Genomic DNA, 17,437 nt, shown 5'->3' with positions numbered 1-17,437 from the left:
TGATCTCATTTTAATAACCAAAAAATAAAGCAACTAGCATGTGCCTCAAGACGAGTTCATATTGAGAATGTTAACGTCTACTACTCGCTCACAGCAACTATTGCATCTCCGTGCCAATTGCTGGCATTAACGCGGCAATAAAGCGCTGTGTTAGTCGTCGGCGGAGTTAACTTGTTATCACTAGCTTGTTCTATGGCAGTGAGCTTTAGGTCTCATTCGCCTTACGGTAGTTACCTTGATAATCAAAAATTCGATCTTTGACCTGCCAGTAGTGTTTTACTTTACGGGCAATAACAAAATCTGGGGCTGGCAGTAAGGTTTGCACTGCTAGCACTTGTTCTAGCTTACTGAATTCTTGCGGTACTTGGCTATTGGCTAAACGCCGGCCAAATAGCTTATTGAACATAGTGCGTTGTGCTGGGTTACTGAAATCAAACCACTCACTGAGCTCTTCACCCTCTTCACCGTGATAAGTAATTTTAAGCTTACTGTTAGGGTTACTAAGCTTATTATTTACGGCAGCTTCAGTATTTAAGCTGATGGCTGTATTTAAAGTATTGCCGGTATGTAAAGTAATACCGGCGCAACGAATGACCATAGCGTCTTTTAGTTTTAGTGCATCGCGTAGCTTATCATCGGGGTCAATAATGGCTTTTTTACACTGCTGACAATTGCGGGCGGCAATATCATTCTCGCTGCCACAGTGCGGACACTCTTTAAAACGAAAGCGGTAGTCGCACTGCTCTGGCCGCTGGCTCTGCACTACTGACTCGTCATCGTCATCTGCATCCGCCCCTAACAGCCCCTGACAACGTCGGCCATAGTGTTCAATCACTTGACCTGCACTGTCGGTTTTGCCCCAAAATATATTGGCATAACCACAGCCTGGGCATAATACCTGCACTGGATTACTGTCAGGGTTGGGTTTCTTCTCCCCCACTTCTGGGTGATACAAATTGACATTATTGCCTGCGTAATCAATCACTAGGCAGTCTTGTTTACCTTCTGCTAAACGTAGGCCGCGACCGACGATTTGCTGGTATAAACTGACCGACTGAGTTGGACGCAGAATAGCAATAAAATCGACATGAGGGGCATCAAAGCCTGTGGTGAGAACAGATACATTGACCAAATACTTTAATTGCCGCTGCTTAAAACGCTGGATCAGCTTATCTCGCTCTCGCTGATCGGTAGCGCCGGTTATTAATGCGGTTTGTTCTGGTGGTAGATAGCCGGTGATCTCTTTAGCATGATCCACCGTGGCGGCAAAGATCATCACTGCTTGGCGTTTAACCGCTAGCTCCATTACTTGTTCAATAATGGCTTGGGTAACACGCTGATATTTGCTTAACAGCTGATTGACCTCTTTGTCAGCATAATCGCCAAAGCGGTTCGGCATCAGCGCAGAGAAATCATATTGCGCTACGGCTGCGTCAATTAATTCAGGCTTAGTCAGATAGCCTTTATTAATCATATAAATTAACGACAGCTCATTAATACAGTGGATAAAAGGCTTGTTCTGCTCGCTACTCTTACTGCTCTCTCCACTCTCTTTGCTATTGCTACGCACAAAGCCGCGATAGTGATAGCGATAAATCCAGCCCATACCTAAGCGATAAGGTGTGGCAGTGAGCCCAAGCACTTTTAAGCCGGTATTCTGCTGCCGCAATTGCTCAATAATCCGCTGATACTGGCTGGTATCATCACCACTAACGCGATGACACTCATCGATGATAAGCAAAGAGTATTCATCTTTAAATTGATCTAGATTCGCTGACACCGACTGCACACTGGCAAAGGTCACCTGATAGCGATTATCCTTACGTTTTAACCCAGCCGAAAAAATACCGCCCACTAAGCCATAACTCTGGTATTTGGCGTGATTCTGTTCAACCAGCTCTTTTACATGGGCCAGCACCAGTATTTTACGCCGAGCAAGACGAGCTAGCTCGGCAATTACTAGACTTTTACCGGCACCGGTCGGCAGCACTATCACCGCCGACTCATCAGATTGGCGAAAGTGTTTTAAAGTGGCAGTAACGGCTTCTTGTTGGTAAGGCCGCAGTTTAAAAGGCGCGTTCATTGGTTATTGCTTAAGTATGCTTAAGATGAAAGCCGCCATACTAACAAATTCTGCTGCCGTTACAACTCGGTACAAAGCTCGAGACTTTCACCAGTTGAGCCATCAGCTTGATGTTGGAAAAGCGTGCCTTCAGCGCCTTGACTCGTCGTTTTTGTCCACCATTCAAATCCGCCACCAACGTAACGCGAGCCACTGCCTGAAACGTCGATTTGCATATGGTGTTTTTTGCCTTGGTATTGAACTTGTGCTGTGTCAGTAGAGTTGTACGTTGCAGCAATTTGTTCACCGCTCTCGCACTGATAATGAACCATAGCAGACGGTGCTACCTCAGGCGTTTGCACAGCAACTTTGTCTTGTGTAGCGTTGTCACAGCCAGACATTAATAGCGTTGCAGCTAACAGGCTAGGAATAAAAATTTTCATATTGTTCTCCACAAATTGGGTAAAAGGGTAACGGTTTTGGCTAAATTAATCAGCCAATTGGCGTTAATGATGCTGCCACCCCGTTATTAGAAACAATGCCATTATTGCGTGGTTAGCTTAACTTATAATTAACGGCTAGTCGTTAACGGCTCAGAGCTAACAGCTAAACATTGTTAAATTGCTCAGCTTTGCTGGTTCGCCAGCAGCTCCCTCACCTTTTGCTGTAATAACGGTAACAATGCGTCGTTAAACCAAGGGTGTTTTTTTAACCAAATATTATTGCGTGGACTAGGATGTGGTAACACTAACTGGCTGCAGTTATCTAGGTTCGCCTGTTGCTGAATGTGGTTTAAACTTTGTTCTACCGCTGCTGTTACTGTGCCTTTGTAGTCTGGCAGGTGCCACTTAATAGCATATTGGCCGATAATAATGCTTAACTGTATCTGGGTCATTTCGGCTAACAGTTTATGTCGCCAAGTGGGTGCGCACTCAGGTCTGGGGGCTAAGTCGCCACTTTTTCCGGTTCCTGGATAACAAAAACCCATCGGCAAAATGGCAACTAAGTTGGGATCATAAAATTGTTCTGTTGTTAAGCCTAACCATTGCTGTAAACGTACGCCGCTGGCATCGTCAAAGGGTACCCCGCTATCGTGCGCTTTACGGCCTGGCGCTTGGCCAGCGATTAATATTTTCGCCTTAGCACTCGCTTGCAAAATAGGTTTGGCTGCTAGCGGTAAATTATTCTGACACAAGGTGCATTGCCGGACATTTTGCATTAACTCAGTAAAATTGATCATAAGGTTTTTACCTCAATTCAAACTTAGCTAGCTAACGTTGCCCCTAACCATGTTTGTTCAAACTCTATCGCGGTTAAAGGCTTAGCATAATAGTAACCTTGGGCATAATTACAGCCTAATAGCCTTAATTCTTCTGCAATGGCCTTATCTTCAACACCTTCTGCTAAGGTTTGCATGCCAAATATTTTTGCAGTTGCAATAACAGTTTTAACAATAGCGTGATTAGTGTTATCCGACAGTAAGGTTTTAACAAAACACATATCAATTTTTAAGATGTCGGCATTAATATTTTTTAAATAACTTAGTGAAGAATGGCCAGTTCCAAAATCATCAATCGCCAATTTAAAGCCTTGCTGTTTTAACTGATGTAACACATTAATGGCTTGAGTAGGATCGCGCATAATGCCCGTTTCAGTTAATTCAATCTCAAAATCTAATGGTGTTAAACCTAACTGTTTAACTTTATCTACAAAACGCGGGACAATATCTGGGATATCTAAACTTTTTGCTGAAATATTGACAGCTAACTTTATATTCATATCCGGTTGAAATTGATAACCAACTTTTTGCCATTTAATCAACTGCATACCCGCAGTATCTATCACCCAAGTGGTAATCGAATTAATTAACCCCCGCTCTTCAGCTAGCGGGATAAAAACATCTGGCGTAACCCAGCCCAATATTTCATCAAACCAGCGAATAAGTACTTCTGCACCACAGAGTCGTCCTGTCGTTAAATCAATTTGTGGTTGATAACGTAGGCTAAAACTAGGCTTAGCTGCCATCAGCGTATGCTCTAAGCGTTTAGTGATTAAAGCACGGCGCTGCACATTGTCGCCTAACGCAGAATTATAAAAACAGTGGGCTAATTGCTGCTCTTTGGCGAAACCAAGCGCTATATTAGCGCCGCGTATTAGCATTTCTAAATTGGTAGCGTCATCTGGATATATGGCCACCCCGGCTCTAACTGAAACCGTTAATTCATGGCCCATAATGTTAAGCGGTTGCTTAATAACTTGTTGAATACGTTCGATTAAAATTGATGCTGCAGCAGTATCGGTTAACACGGCGGCTAATGAAAACTTATCAGTATGTATTCGCGCTAGTGAGTCAAATTCTCGATTAATATCATCAATATTAATCTCAACATGGCTATTGATTTCATCATCAATAAATTTAGAATCCATTTCGACATTGCGAATGTGCTCGGCAAAACGTTGCGCTACCGCTTTAATGGTAATATCGCCGCCTATATAGCCCATTGTTTCATTTACTTCAGATAGCTTGATAATATCGAAATAAATAACAGCTACTCTATAGTTATTATTTTTCGCTACGGCTAATAAGTATTTTAATCGTGCTGTAAATAAGTTTTTATTGGCTAATCCCGTTAAATCATCATAATAAGCTAGCTGCTTAATTGTGTGTTCTTTTTGTTTAATTTCAGTTAAGTCTCGCCACAATATTTGTAAGCAAGGCTCAGTTTTATACAGGATGGGTGTTAACGTTACTTCCATTAAAGTTTCTGCACTGCGCGGCGTTTTATGTAACCAATTAAAGCGCTGATATCCTTCTTGCCAAGCTCTTTCAATAACAGCTGAGGGTGCAGTATCTTGTAGCTGATTTTTTGCTACACCTATATGGCGCGGGATCAGCCCTAACATTTCATGGTGATGCTTAAAGCCAAATAAATTTAGGGCAGCCTGATTACAATCAATTATCCGTTGCTGTTTATTGATAATGGCTAAAGCATCATCTGAACGCTGTAATAAGTTATGGATATAGGTTTCGGCCGCCCAATCTAATTGAGCTAAATGTTGCGGTTTCGACATGTCACGAGCAATAGCGATAATAATTTTAGGCCCAACACGACTTTCTTGTACATACATAGCGAGTTCAACCGGCATTTTTTCAGCTTTAGTGTTTAATAACCAAGAGTTGAAATGCAGTTCTTGCAAGCTGCCGTCAACTAAAGGTTTGATCAAAAATTTAAAGCTAGCCTTATCTAAGTCGGGTTGAATATTAAAGATTTTTAGCGCCAATAATTGCTGTTTTGATCTGGCCAATTGTTGTTGCAGTGCGTGATTGACGTAAAGAATTTGCAAACTGTCGATAGCAAAAAAACACACGCCATCCGCCATCTTCTCTAACACTGTTTTATAGGCTAACTCGTCAGTTTTTGAGGATAGTTTGTTGGTGTTTTTTGCTGAGCTTTTTGCTGAAGCTGTACCTTTATCATTGTGCTGCATTAACCAGCCTTTGCCTGAGCTAAGCGGCGGTTTGCCCGAGCGCTTTATTAGCTATATTCCATACATAGAATCATAGTCGGCAGTGACCAATTAGCAAATGCAGCAGCAATATATACCCGTAATGAAAGTCTCAACTTATGAACAGCTCTCACTGCTTATAATCAGCCAATCAAAACGGGGCTAAGATGTAGAATGAACCTGTGCAGGCTGTTGTTGTAACTGCTGATTAAGTTGTGTTAATACTTCATTATCGTAACTATAAGCCAATGATTTTTCAGCGCGCGCTAAAGCTAATTCAGAATGGCGAATGGCTTCACGCCTAAACTCACCACCTAAATAAGCTAAAGCTAAAAAGGTCTTTTGCAGTCGAATATGGATTTCCACTAAGCTCGCACCGTCTCGGGCGATAGGCGTAAAAAAGTCATCAAACAAATCAGATAATTCTATTGGCAACACATGGACTAAGGGGTACTCCACATCTTCTTTAGTTGGCACATCTTCTTTAGTTGGCACATCTTCTTCTGCTGTTATTTTCCAGTTTGACAGCACTCGCATGCCGCGGCCAATAATTTCGATGGCAGTACCTGGGTCATTCACTGCGGGTGATAAAGCACGTGAGGCTATCTCAGCCAATACTAATAAGCCAAATCGCGGGTCTTGATCAAAAGAGCGTTGATCTTGAATGGTAAAGGCATTACTTAAAATATCAGTATCACCTTCTGGTAGCTTGCTCATCCATAATAAAGGCCGGCCTAAATGGATAAAAGCTCCTGGCAAACTGGTTATAAAAACTTCTATCTCATTCGCAGCACAAAAACTATTAATTTTTTTAATATCGACATGCTGAATATAACCAATAACATCTGACATCAAGGGTTTAGCATTTGGGCTGATGTCTTCTGTTGAGGCTAATTTGTTGCCGCCTAACCATGGGTGCTTAACTCGGCGTTGCACCGCCGAAAAAGCCGCATCTTCCACTCTATTTGAAGTTTCACCGACCCGACCTAGCGAAGACAAATGATTAATCCAGATTAAAATGGTTGCCACTATCAACACGACTACGCCCACAGTGACAATAAATAAGATCACTCTACCCTGCTCGCCATAAGCGCCTGTGCTCAGGGCTATAATACCGACAATGCTATATAAAAAAGAGCCAACAAAAGTGGCTAACGCATTTTGAGTGGTACTATCTTCCATTAATAAACGGGTAGCGCGAGGTGAAACACTATTGGTCGCCGCACTAAAAGCGGCAATCATAACGCTAAGAGAAAAAGTTGTTACCGTTAACATGCTTGACGCTAGGATAGTCAGTATTTTATCTACTGCATCGGCACCAATCATTCCGGCTAATTCGGGAGGAATAATATCTTTAAATAAAATAGCCGCTAAAGCAGTTACGTTAGCTAGCACAGCAAACAATACCGTGCGCATCCACAGTTTTCGACTTAGTTGCAATAATACCCAGCCCCACTTTGTAATCATTTTGCCATCCTGTGATTATTGTTATTATTTGCTTAGCGTCTATGATGAGGCATATTCACCTTTGTCGCACCTGAGCTTAACACAACTGATGCAGTTGTCAGTCTGTCGGTTAACCGCTTGTCGCTACCAAGATAATCGCATTACACTGCAAATAATAAAACAACAAAAGGTCTGCTTTTATGTCAATTCGTCATCATCTGTTTGCACTTTCTACTTTGGTTTGTACCTCTGCATTGGTTTTCAGCCCTACAGCCCAAGCTAAAGTGACCGACAATCTTACTTATGCCAATTATGACCAAGTTAACGTTAACCATTTATATCTAGATTTGACGGTAAATTTTCAGCAGAAATCTCTGTCTGGCTTTGCCGACTTATCGCTAAATTGGCTTAATCAGAATAATAAAGAAATATATTTAGATACTCGCGATTTAATCATAGATCGGGTTTATGCCAAACGTGCAGATGGTAAATGGCAAAAAGTGCCTTTTAGCTTAGCTAAACGTGATGATGTGATGGGTTCAAAGTTAAGCATTACCCCTAAGTTTCAAGCTGATACGGTTAGAGTTTATTACAGCTCAACCGACAAAGCATCGGGCTTACAATGGCTAACACCAGAGCAAACCGCCGGTAAAACCCAGCCGTTTATGTTTAGCCAAAACCAAGCAATACACGCCCGCAGCTGGATCCCGATCCAAGATACACCCGCAGTACGCATGACCTATAAAGCACGAATTCATACCGATGATAATGTGTTAGCAGTAATGAGTGCCAACAACGATCCTGATACGGTGCGCGACGGCGATTATACTTTTGATATGCCACAAGCTATTCCGCCTTATTTAATTGCCATTGCCGCCGGTGATTTACACTTTAAAGCCATGAGCGAGCAAACCGGTATTTACGCTGAACCTTATATTTTAGATGCCGCAGCAACCGAATTTGCTAGTACTCAGCAAATGATTGATGTGGGTGAAAAACTGTATGGTGCTTACCAATGGGGTCGCTATGATTTATTAATGTTACCGCCAAGCTTTCCGTTTGGTGGCATGGAGAACCCTCGCTTATCCTTTATCACGCCTACCGTCGTGGCTGGCGATGCTAGTTTAGTTAATTTAATTGCTCACGAATTAGCCCATTCTTGGTCTGGCAACCTAGTTACCAACGCAACATGGCGTGATTTATGGCTTAACGAGGGTTTTACCTCTTATGTTGAAAACCGCATTATGGAGCAAGTATTTGGCACTGAACGAGCGGTAATGGAGCAAGTGCTTTCAGTGCAAGATCTTAAAGCTGAATTAAAGCAGTTGCCCGCAGATGACAGTATCTTATTTGTTGACTTAAAAGGTCGGGATCCAGATGCCGCTTTTAGTGGCGTGCCTTACAGCAAAGGTCAATTATTTCTAATGTTTTTAGAGCAAAAGTTTGGCCGTGAAGTGTTTGACCCATTTGTTAAAACCTACTTTACCGAGCATGCCTTTCAAACTATGGACACTAAACGCTTTCAAGCTTATTTAAACGAACACTTACTTGCTAAGTACCCAGGTATTGTGTCGGAGCAAGAGGTTAACGAATGGATTTATAGCCCAGGTTTACCGGCTTCTACGCCTAATCCTACTTCAGATGTATTTAATAAAGTACAACAGCAAATAGAGACTTGGATGGCGGGCTCAGTCAGTGCTGAACAATTAACTACAGACGCTTGGACAGTTCATGAGTGGTTATATTTTATTAATAATTTACCGCTAAATATCAATTTGCAGCAAATGGCTGCGTTAGATAGTGCTTATGATTTAACCCATTCAACCAATACTGAAATTGCCCATGCTTGGTATTTATTAGCGTTAAAAGCGGACTATCAAGAAATAACTGTGCCACTTGAGCAGTACTTAATTAACATTGGTCGGCGTAAATTAATTATCCCTTTGTATGAGCAGTTAGCAAAATCAAGCCAAGGCTTGGCGTTTGCTAAAGAAGTATACAAAAAAGCCCGCCCTGGCTATCACCCATTAGCTCAAGGCACTGTGGATGAAATTTTAAAGTAATATATTCGAGATTAATAACTTTGTAGCAATAGCTTTTCAACCCAACATTGCGGTTTACCGTGATGTTGGGTCTTTTACATCTTTTGCATTTAGATCCGAATCTAATAACCAGGCTGCATCGACTATTTCAGCTAAATGCTGATCTATAAATTGAATTAAAGTACTGCTAGCATGAGACAGCCTGCGCTGACTACTTCTCACTAGATACCAATGGCTATTTATAGGAAAGCCCTTCACATCTAACACAGCTAGTTTTTCCCGGCCTTCTACTAACGTATGCGCTGAGATAACAGATAGACCTAACCCCGATACAACGCCTAACCGAATAGCCTCATTACTATCTATTTGCATACTATGCGATAACTCAATACCTTGGCTACTTAACCAAGACTCAAACATTAATCTACTGGCTGAACCAAGTTCACGCAGTAAAAAACGTTCTTGTTTTAAGGCAGTAAAATCAATTTGTTTGATTCCCGCGGCCCAATGACCTAAAGGCGCAATAACTTGTAATGGATTTTTTACTATAGGCTTAGCAATAACCTGCTCACCACTTGGCGGATGACTAAATAAATAGATATCATCAAGTTGGTGTTCAAAACGATGTAAAATTTGCGCTCTATTGGCAATATGTAAAGTGACATCAATATTTGGAAATTGTTGGTAGAAAGGACCTAAAATCCGCGGCATTAAATATTGTGCTGTATTAACAATGGCAACACTTAACTTACCTTGTCTTCCGCCGCGTAACTCCGTTAATTCAGAGTTGAAATCATCAAAGCGACTTAAAACATCGCACGCTGCTCGATATAAAGCTTCACCTGATGATGTTAACGTAAACTGTTGTTTCTGGATGACAATTAATGTTTCGCCAACTATTTCACTGAGTTTCTTTAGCTGTAACGAAACTGTCGGTTGAGTTAAATGCAGCTGCCGTGCAGCTGCCGAAATATTTTCTACCTGAACAACCCTGACATAGACTTGCAAAAGACGAAAGCTAAGATGACGCACATCCATTTTAATACCCTAAACTTATTTACAGATGAGACTTTAATTTACTTCACACTATAGCGCTACGCTTAGCATTGTTAGTAGTAAAGTTTACAATTGCTTGGTAATTTTTCCTCACACAGCATTTGAATTTATTGATTAATGCCCTTAGCAAGCCTATCACACACTAATTATAATTAATTTATTTATCAAATTATCAATTACTTAACGTTAAATTATCTTTCTTAGTCAGCTTGGCTCAATTTCTGCTTTAGTTTATTGGACACCTACATTAGCCCCACTAATTAATCAGTAGAACGTGCTAATAAGTTAAAATTTTTTAAGGAGGTATAGTGTTATGACTAACGTATCGACAACTGACGTAAAACATGTATCCGATATTGTTCAAGTATTAAATAGTGGTATTGAGTTTTATTCAGATGCCAAAGAAAAAGTTGATAACCCGCAGCTGACTCAATTTTTTGATCGCATGATTAATGCGCGTAAAACGGTAAAACAAAAACTGCAACCGTTTGCTATTGCTGAAGAAGGTAAAGTTGAGCAAGGCTCTGCTTTCACCGTAGAAGTGCGCAATATATACACCAAAATTATTGGTAGTATGTCTAGCGATAAAGAGCACACCTACATCAGTCAACTGGAAGAAGTTGAAGATAAAACATTGGAAGAAATTCGTACTGCTTTACACAAAAAACAACCCGTTGATTGTGAAGCCGCTTTACTTAGCGCTCTTGCCACTATGCAAGAATGCCACGACGAAATGCGCGCACTCAAACGCAGCAGTTAAAAACTTTTAAATCTGTGGACACCAAAATAGCCAGCATGTACTGGCTATTTTTTTATGCGCTCCTCAATCCATAGATAAACATCTATACATTTATGCATAAGTATTAATTTCACAAATTATTAAAAGCAAGGCAGGATAGCGGCCATAAATTCTTGGAGTTCACTATGCCTGATATTGTTATTGCTTTCTTTGCTCTTGGCCTGATTGCCGGAATAGTCAAATCAGATCTTAAAGTACCAGTAGCAATCTACGAAACTCTTTCCATTCTTCTAATGCTAACGCTTGGCTTAAAAGGCGGTATGGCACTGCATGGTGTAGCATTAATGCCCCTGTTACCTGAGCTCAGTATCATCGCTATGACAGGGGTTATTATTCCTCTACTGCTGTATCCCGTTTTACGCCATGCCGTGCAACTTAGTCAAGATAACGCCACTAGCGTTGCAGCTCATTATGGCTCAGTCAGCGCAGGTACTTTTGCCGTGGCTATTGCTATGGTGGAATACAGCGGTTTGGCTATTACGCCCCAAACCACATTATATTTAGTGTTATTAGAGCTACCGGCCATAGTCACTATGCTGGTGTTACATAGTAAACACAGTGGCACTAAAAGTAGTCTTTTAGTCATTTTACAAGAGGCATTAACTAGTCGAGGCGTTTTGCTGCTTGGTGGCGGTATGATTATTGGATGGCTATATGGTCACAGTGGTTTAAGTGCTATTACCCCAGTATTGCTTGGTGGTTTTAAAACCCTGTTGGCGTTATTTTTACTTGAAATGGGCTTATGTACGGCAAAAGTTTGCTCACCCTTACCGTTTAAACAATGGCGTTTAATGTTGTTTGCTTTAATTGCCCCTTTTGTTTTAGCCAGCGCCGGTATTGCGCTGTCTTTGCTACTGAGTTTACCGACAGGAAGCGCATTAGTATTAACGGCTTTAATGGCTAGTGCCTCTTATATTGCAGCGCCTGCAGCCATACGCAGTGCCATTCCCAACGCCAATATTGGTTTAGCACTGCTGGCCTCATTAGGCATTACCTTTCCACTTAATGTGCTTATCGCTTTACCTTTATATCAACAATGGATTATTGGTTAAGCAATGCCTAAGTTGTACTGGTTTAAAAAGGCAATGGATACTGCTGCAGAAAACGATTGATATCCGCTTGTAAGGCCGGTGTGATGTCAAGCTTAAAAGCCGCGATATTTTGCTCTAACTGAGCCATAGTTGTCGCACCAATAATGGTCGAAGTTATGGCTTCTACCTGGTTAACCCAGGCTAAAGCTAATTGCGTTGCAGCAACGTTGTGGCTACTTGCTAGTTCCACAAATGCCGCTATGGCTTGGTTAGATGCCGCAGTGTCACGAAATAGTCCTTGGCGTTGCAACATACTCCAACGCGTGCCTTCTGGTCGTGCACCATCTATGTATTTCCCGCTTAAAGCCCCACCCGCTAACGGCGACCACGCTAAATAAGCTACTTGTTGATGCTGGCACTGTTCCAGTAAATACGGCCAGTCTTTAGTGTGCAGCAAACTAAACTCATTTTGCATTGAAACTATACGCGGCAAAGTATATTGCTGACTTAACTGCAGATACTCACTTAGTCCCCACGGTGTTTCATTGGATAAGCCACAGTAACGAATTTTACCGGCATCAACACAGCTTTGTAGGGCTTGTAATAACCCTAACATTTGTTGTTGTTGCTGTTCAGCATCAACTTGTTTAAAGCTAATTCTACCCGGCAAATGCTTGGCAAAATGTGGTGTAACACGATTCGGCCAATGTAATTGGTATAAATCAATATAATCTGTTTGTAGCCGCTGTAGGGACTGATCTACCGCTTGAATTAAACTCGCCGGCGTCATATCACTACCATCACGGATGTAAGCTAAGCCATTACCGGCCATTTTTGTGGCTAACGTAATATTTTTTCGCTGCTGAGGATGACGAGACAACCAATTGCCAATAATTTTTTCGGTTGCCCCATAAGTTTCTGCTGAGGGCGGCACTGAATACATCTCGGCCGTATCAATAAAATTTACGCCTTGGCCTAATGCATAAGCTAATTGCTGATCGGCATCTTGCTGGGTATTTTGTTTACCCCAGGTCATACTGCCTAAGCACACCCGTGATACTGAGATACCACTACTACCTAATACTGAATATTGCATTATATTACCTAAGCTTAATTTAATATTTGCACCTTAGCGAAATTGTGTTTTACAGGCAATGCTAAAAACGTTTAGTTGGAATACGGTATCGTTGTAATCCGGATCCTAACTACACGTTTAACTGCTGTCAGGCGTAAACTATTATGCTAATCTTATGGGCAATATTAGTAACTTATCGAGCCAAGCATGACTTATAAATCAATTTTTTCTCTGTTAATCGCAGCAACGCTTTTAGTCGCCTGCTCTGATGTTCCTAGCCAACGTAATATTGAACAAGCATTACAGCAGCAATACAGCCATTTATATCCCGATTTAATTGAAGTAGAAGATGTTAAAAAGATTAATGGTTGGTCTGATAATGAACAGCATTATGCTGCTGAAGTGTCTTATAGTTTAGAGTTTAAAAAGTCTTATAAGCAGTATATTGAAGAAAAAACTGACCAGCCGGGTAACCCGCTAGAAAAAGTAACCGCCGGTATTACTGCAGGCTTGCTGAAATTACAATATGGCGATTTTAAAAAAAATGATCAATATAAAGTTAAACAGGAAACCCTGACCTTTCGCATGACGGAAAATGGCTGGGCACTTGTCGAGTAAAAAATTGCCCAATACCTATTTAGCACTTTTGTACTGATGCAAAAAAGGCTTAGCATTGTAATAATGTTAAGCCTTTTATCTATATCACTACCTGTATTTTTTATTCTGTCTTTATTACTAACTTCATATTGCTTACTTATGTTGCTTAACTCAATGTTTAGAAAATTTAATAGCGCTACTTAATTAACTGATATTGTTGCGCTGCTGTATCGGTCTGCAATCCAAAATGACCCAAGCTATAATTGTAAGTGGCATTCTCGTTCCAAATTCTACTGCTATGCACGCCATACACATAACAGTTTCCGGTTGAGCAAATTATTTGGTCGCTATAACTTTTAATTGAGTACACTCGTGTCGCTAAATAAGTACCATATAAGCCGTCTAAAAAAGGGCTAGACACCGACAAGCCAGCACTGCCACAAGTGGATGACCAAACGTTATAGGGATACACACCACAGCTTTTTAAGCCTCTAAAGGCGCCAGCAATTCCCACAAAACTATCAACATAAGAAGACACTGCTAATTTATCTATCTGCTGAGCCGCTAGCGTCGCGCCCATAGAGTGGCCTATAACATCAATTTTACCGGTACATGAATTAGCTATGGCATTGCTAATGGCTTGGCGCACCGGAGTTTCTTCTGAACCACTATGGTCGTTACAGGCAGCACAAGACTTAGAGCCCCAGTTAGGCCGATAAATATCTGCCGACGTATAGCCTTTGTTTAATAAATAATTGTAAGTGTTATCCCAGCTACTAGGTGTAGCGGTATTGCCATGCACCAACACGACGGCATCGACACAAGCAGCAGCAGCGTAGTTGGCGACGACGGAAATACAAAGTAATAGTAAAAATTGAAGTTTGCGTTTTATTGTTATCATTAATTTCGCTCCGCTTAGATCAATACTTGGGTCTTGTTGTTTAAACTCATACTTTAGTAACAAATAACCTTGGCAGCTAAGACCAAATGCGCCATAACGCTTTAGTATTATAAATTGTTATAACTGAGCTATATCACTGGTTAATATCCCAAGCTTTAAGTAGAACTTTAGCGGTTAACCTGCTGCCACGGTTTATCTACTCCCTAGCAGCTGAACCATATTGCACTTTAGCAGTGAATACATTATGGTAGCTTCATGCATACCTTTATTACATTTTGTGCCAAAAGTGTTAAAACTTATAGCCCCATTGATGTCAATCCTGCCTGCCATATTTTGGCCGGTTTCGCTATGGGCGAAGCCGGCTGAGTGCTGTTTTATAATTACCCTGCTTAATTAAAAACACTTAACATCACTAAATAAAAAATATCACTTAATAAAGAATCCGATGAATAACTCATCACCCCAAAATTATCTGTACTAACTCGTTGCACTAACTTAAAGCGTTAGCCTCGAAGTGGTGCTATAGGAGCTTATTATGTCTACACCAGAATTAACCATTTCTACTACCGATTTTGATCGGTTAGAAAAATTACTAGATAGCTTGCCTGCCGATGCAGTAGGCGTTGATACACTTAGTAAAGAACTTGACCGCGCGAATATTGTCGAGCCACAAGAACTTGCCAATAATGTTGTTAGTATGAATTCAACCGTTCGTTTCTCTTGGGGTAATGGTAAAAGCAGTAGCCTTACTTTAGTTTACCCAAAAGATATCGACAAAACGGGTACAACCATTTCAGTACTGGCTCCTGTTGGCAGCGCATTACTGGGTTTAAAAACCGGTGATACCATTAACTGGCCTTTACCAAATGGTGACATGTCAACCATCACTATCGACGAAGTGCTGTATCAGCCAGAGCGCGAAGGAATCTTCCACCGCTAACGATAATGCCGGGAAATTAACCCGGCATTATTGTTTTTACGATTTAAAATTGAATATTTTCAGTACTTTGGTTGTTTTTGTCTATTAATGTTATCATTGCCGCCGCGTTAAGCTATCGCATCTTATCGCGGGTAACATTATCTTCCGGTTCGTCCGGCTTATTGCTGTCAGTTTAAGCTTGCATCCACAGTGTTACGGTCTTTTTAACCGTACACATTCGCTCTCGACAGTTAATCTTTAGTGCCAATGCATACGTATTTAGGTATTTATTCATTGGCGCTGCGCAACACCGTCGCATGCAACAAAGGTCCTGCTTGGGCTTAGCGGCAGTTTAGGAGTAGACATGTTTCAATTTAGTACTACCAGTGCGCTGTTAATCCTATTTGGATTTTATGGGCTCACTTTTCTTTTAACCTTAAGCATAGGCAAAAAACAAGAAAACGCTGACGGTTATATGGTTTCCAACGGTTCTGTTGGTTTTAGTATGTCAGCAGCAAGTATGACCGCAACCTGGATTTGGGCCGCTTCTTTTTATGCCGCCGCCAGTTCTGGTTATCAATATGGTTTATCCGGCGCTATCCATTATGGTTTTTGGGGCGCATTAATGATTCTGTTCATTTATCCTTTCGGTCGTCGTTTTCGTAAATTAGCCCCTAATGCTCATACCCTCGCCGAGATTATGCACGCGCGTCATGGTACCTCGAGCCAAATGATTCTGGCCGGCTCTAATATTATCGGTAGCTTAATTAGCTTAATGGTTAACTTTACCGCTGCGGGTGCCTTAGTAGATATTTTATCTCCTCTTACCTTTAGCCAAGGGGTGCTTATAGCCGGTGCCGGTGTCTTAACGTATACCTTCTGGTCAGGCTTTCGCTCTTCAGTCTTTACCGACTTTGGTCAACTAGTGGCCATGATTGTGGCAGCCGTTGTCATTATCCCGATGATTTTTTTCCAATTAGGTGGCCCTGAACTGTTCGAGCAAGGCATGCAAAACCTAACACCTGAGCAAGCCAGCTTTTACTCCCCTACAGCAATTTTAGAGCAAGGTGCGCCATTTTTTGTTGCCGTGTTAGCTTATGCCATTGGTAACCAAACTATTGCTCAGCGTTTATTTGCTGTACGTGAAGATTTAATTAAGCCTAGTTTTATTACCGCTACTATTGGTTATGGCTCTATAGTTATCGGTTTAGGCATGCTGGGGTTATTAGCGTTACTGGCTGGAGTTACGCCTATTGATGGTGATATGAATAACTTAATTCCACAAATGGCGGCAACTTACTTACCGCCAGTGATGGTGGTATTGTTATTTGTAATGGTGATTGGCTCCCTATCTTCGACTGCTGATTCAGATTTATCGGCACTATCCGCGATTATTATGACTGACGTGTATGGCAAGCATTTAAGCAAAAACAAGCCCAACCCTAAAACCATGCTCTGGGTTGGCCGTTCCACTATGGTCATTGCGACGACGTTAGGCGTTATATTTGCAAGTTTAAAATTAGATATTTTATCTATGCTTATTTTTGTCGGGGCGTTATGGGGCGCTATCGTATTCCCAGTTATATCCAGCTTATATTGGCCCCGAGTCACCAACACTGCCTTTACGGCTTCTGTTGCCGTGGCATTTCTGTTGTTTGTACTAGTACGGTTTGAAATTGTCGCAATTAGTGGTGTTACTGCTATTGCCTTTGAAGTGTTGGCAGCGCTGGGCGGTGCTGTCGTAATTGGTCTTATGAGCTTCGGCTTCTTTGGCCGCAAAGTGGGTTTAGTCTTAGGTACAATTGTCGCATTCGTTCTGGTCTTTTATACCGTTGGTTTCTTACGCGACTATATTGTGTTGTTAAGCTCACTTACCGCCTACGGTGCAAGCGCTTTGCTTTGTACTGTTATTACTTTACTCAGCAAAAAACCGGATTTCGATTTTGATAATATCGATAAACGGGTTGTTGAATTCCATGAAGAAAAATACGTTTAAGGAGAA

General features: G+C 41.4%; 14 protein-coding genes. 6 read left to right on the top strand and 8 right to left on the bottom strand.

All coding sequences use genetic code 11. From position 1 onward, the window contains the following. Positions 1 to 205 precede the first annotated feature (205 nt). The 5 genes from BI198_RS07480 to BI198_RS07460 all read right to left on the bottom strand — a co-directional run bounded on the left by BI198_RS07480 (position 206) and on the right by BI198_RS07460 (position 7,036). The gene (locus BI198_RS07480) at positions 206 to 2,083 is read right to left on the bottom strand and encodes a DEAD/DEAH box helicase (RefSeq protein WP_070048990.1); all 1,878 of its coding nucleotides are present in this window, start codon (positions 2,081 to 2,083) and stop codon (positions 206 to 208) included. A 59-nt stretch (positions 2,084 to 2,142) separates the two neighbouring features. Then, a complete protein-coding gene (locus tag BI198_RS07475; protein ID WP_070048989.1) occupies positions 2,143 to 2,505 on the bottom strand; it encodes an MliC family protein in 363 nt (120 codons plus the stop codon). Between the two features lie 182 nt (positions 2,506 to 2,687). Next, positions 2,688 to 3,302, bottom strand: coding sequence for a uracil-DNA glycosylase family protein (locus BI198_RS07470; protein WP_070048988.1), 615 nt, complete (start codon positions 3,300 to 3,302; stop codon positions 2,688 to 2,690). A 23-nt stretch (positions 3,303 to 3,325) separates the two neighbouring features. Continuing rightward, on the bottom strand, positions 3,326 to 5,551 hold the full coding sequence (locus tag BI198_RS07465; RefSeq protein ID WP_070048987.1) for a bifunctional diguanylate cyclase/phosphodiesterase: 2,226 nt from the start codon (positions 5,549 to 5,551) through the stop codon (positions 3,326 to 3,328). A gap of 180 nt (positions 5,552 to 5,731) precedes the next feature. Beyond that, positions 5,732 to 7,036, bottom strand: coding sequence for a DUF2254 domain-containing protein (locus BI198_RS07460; protein WP_070048986.1), 1,305 nt, complete (start codon positions 7,034 to 7,036; stop codon positions 5,732 to 5,734). Positions 7,037 to 7,215: 179 nt separating this feature from the next. On the opposite strand from BI198_RS07460, the gene BI198_RS07455 reads away from it, so the two are divergent. Beyond that, positions 7,216 to 9,078: a M1 family metallopeptidase gene (locus tag BI198_RS07455; protein WP_070048985.1), complete on the top strand. Its 1,863-nt coding sequence runs from the start codon at positions 7,216 to 7,218 to the stop codon at positions 9,076 to 9,078. Positions 9,079 to 9,132: 54 nt separating this feature from the next. Here the strand turns inward: BI198_RS07455 and BI198_RS07450 are convergent, their stop codons facing one another. Then, positions 9,133 to 10,095, bottom strand: coding sequence for a LysR family transcriptional regulator (locus tag BI198_RS07450; protein WP_070048984.1), 963 nt, complete (start codon positions 10,093 to 10,095; stop codon positions 9,133 to 9,135). A 331-nt stretch (positions 10,096 to 10,426) separates the two neighbouring features. Here BI198_RS07450 and BI198_RS07445 point away from each other — a divergent pair, with 331 nt between their 5' ends. Both BI198_RS07445 and BI198_RS07440 read left to right on the top strand, forming a co-directional pair. Next, complete coding sequence (locus BI198_RS07445) at positions 10,427 to 10,873, top strand: PA2169 family four-helix-bundle protein (RefSeq protein WP_070048983.1); 447 nt, start codon at positions 10,427 to 10,429, stop codon at positions 10,871 to 10,873. 164 nt (positions 10,874 to 11,037) lie between these two features. Next, entirely contained in the window at positions 11,038 to 11,964 is a 927-nt protein-coding gene (locus tag BI198_RS07440) for a sodium-dependent bicarbonate transport family permease (RefSeq protein ID WP_070048982.1), read from the top strand. A gap of 22 nt (positions 11,965 to 11,986) precedes the next feature. Here BI198_RS07440 and BI198_RS07435 read toward each other — a convergent pair whose 3' ends face one another. Beyond that, positions 11,987 to 13,039, bottom strand: coding sequence for an aldo/keto reductase (locus BI198_RS07435; RefSeq protein ID WP_070048981.1), 1,053 nt, complete (start codon positions 13,037 to 13,039; stop codon positions 11,987 to 11,989). 186 nt (positions 13,040 to 13,225) lie between these two features. Here BI198_RS07435 and BI198_RS07430 point away from each other — a divergent pair, with 186 nt between their 5' ends. Continuing rightward, positions 13,226 to 13,636: a hypothetical protein gene (locus BI198_RS07430; protein WP_070048980.1), complete on the top strand. Its 411-nt coding sequence runs from the start codon at positions 13,226 to 13,228 to the stop codon at positions 13,634 to 13,636. A gap of 175 nt (positions 13,637 to 13,811) precedes the next feature. Here BI198_RS07430 and BI198_RS07425 read toward each other — a convergent pair whose 3' ends face one another. Further along, the gene (locus BI198_RS07425; protein ID WP_070050744.1) at positions 13,812 to 14,516 is read right to left on the bottom strand and encodes an alpha/beta fold hydrolase; all 705 of its coding nucleotides are present in this window, start codon (positions 14,514 to 14,516) and stop codon (positions 13,812 to 13,814) included. A 535-nt stretch (positions 14,517 to 15,051) separates the two neighbouring features. On the opposite strand from BI198_RS07425, the gene rnk reads away from it, so the two are divergent. Next, positions 15,052 to 15,456 (top strand): nucleoside diphosphate kinase regulator, encoded by a 405-nt coding sequence (gene rnk / locus BI198_RS07420; protein WP_070048979.1) that lies wholly within the window; start codon positions 15,052 to 15,054, stop codon positions 15,454 to 15,456. 343 nt (positions 15,457 to 15,799) lie between these two features. Then, positions 15,800 to 17,431: a sodium:solute symporter family transporter gene (locus BI198_RS07415; RefSeq protein ID WP_070048978.1), complete on the top strand. Its 1,632-nt coding sequence runs from the start codon at positions 15,800 to 15,802 to the stop codon at positions 17,429 to 17,431. Positions 17,432 to 17,437 lie beyond the last annotated feature (6 nt).

The sequence above is a fragment of the Rheinheimera salexigens genome (assembly GCF_001752395.1).
Classification (GTDB): Bacteria; Pseudomonadota; Gammaproteobacteria; order Enterobacterales; family Alteromonadaceae; genus Alishewanella; species Alishewanella salexigens.
This window is presented reverse-complemented; position numbering and strand designations above follow the sequence as displayed.

Coding starts and splice junctions, on each gene's coding strand:
- BI198_RS07480 (WP_070048990.1), bottom strand. CDS start 2,083: ATGAACGCGCCTTTTAAACTGCGGCCTTACCAACAAGAAGCCGTTACT.
- rnk (WP_070048979.1), top strand. CDS start 15,052: ATGTCTACACCAGAATTAACCATTTCTACTACCGATTTTGATCGGTTA.
- BI198_RS07455 (WP_070048985.1), top strand. CDS start 7,216: ATGTCAATTCGTCATCATCTGTTTGCACTTTCTACTTTGGTTTGTACC.
- BI198_RS07445 (WP_070048983.1), top strand. CDS start 10,427: ATGACTAACGTATCGACAACTGACGTAAAACATGTATCCGATATTGTT.
- BI198_RS07425 (WP_070050744.1), bottom strand. CDS start 14,516: ATGATAACAATAAAACGCAAACTTCAATTTTTACTATTACTTTGTATT.
- BI198_RS07415 (WP_070048978.1), top strand. CDS start 15,800: ATGTTTCAATTTAGTACTACCAGTGCGCTGTTAATCCTATTTGGATTT.
- BI198_RS07465 (WP_070048987.1), bottom strand. CDS start 5,551: ATGCAGCACAATGATAAAGGTACAGCTTCAGCAAAAAGCTCAGCAAAA.
- BI198_RS07435 (WP_070048981.1), bottom strand. CDS start 13,039: ATGCAATATTCAGTATTAGGTAGTAGTGGTATCTCAGTATCACGGGTG.
- BI198_RS07460 (WP_070048986.1), bottom strand. CDS start 7,036: ATGATTACAAAGTGGGGCTGGGTATTATTGCAACTAAGTCGAAAACTG.
- BI198_RS07450 (WP_070048984.1), bottom strand. CDS start 10,095: ATGGATGTGCGTCATCTTAGCTTTCGTCTTTTGCAAGTCTATGTCAGG.
- BI198_RS07430 (WP_070048980.1), top strand. CDS start 13,226: ATGACTTATAAATCAATTTTTTCTCTGTTAATCGCAGCAACGCTTTTA.
- BI198_RS07475 (WP_070048989.1), bottom strand. CDS start 2,505: ATGAAAATTTTTATTCCTAGCCTGTTAGCTGCAACGCTATTAATGTCT.
- BI198_RS07470 (WP_070048988.1), bottom strand. CDS start 3,302: ATGATCAATTTTACTGAGTTAATGCAAAATGTCCGGCAATGCACCTTG.
- BI198_RS07440 (WP_070048982.1), top strand. CDS start 11,038: ATGCCTGATATTGTTATTGCTTTCTTTGCTCTTGGCCTGATTGCCGGA.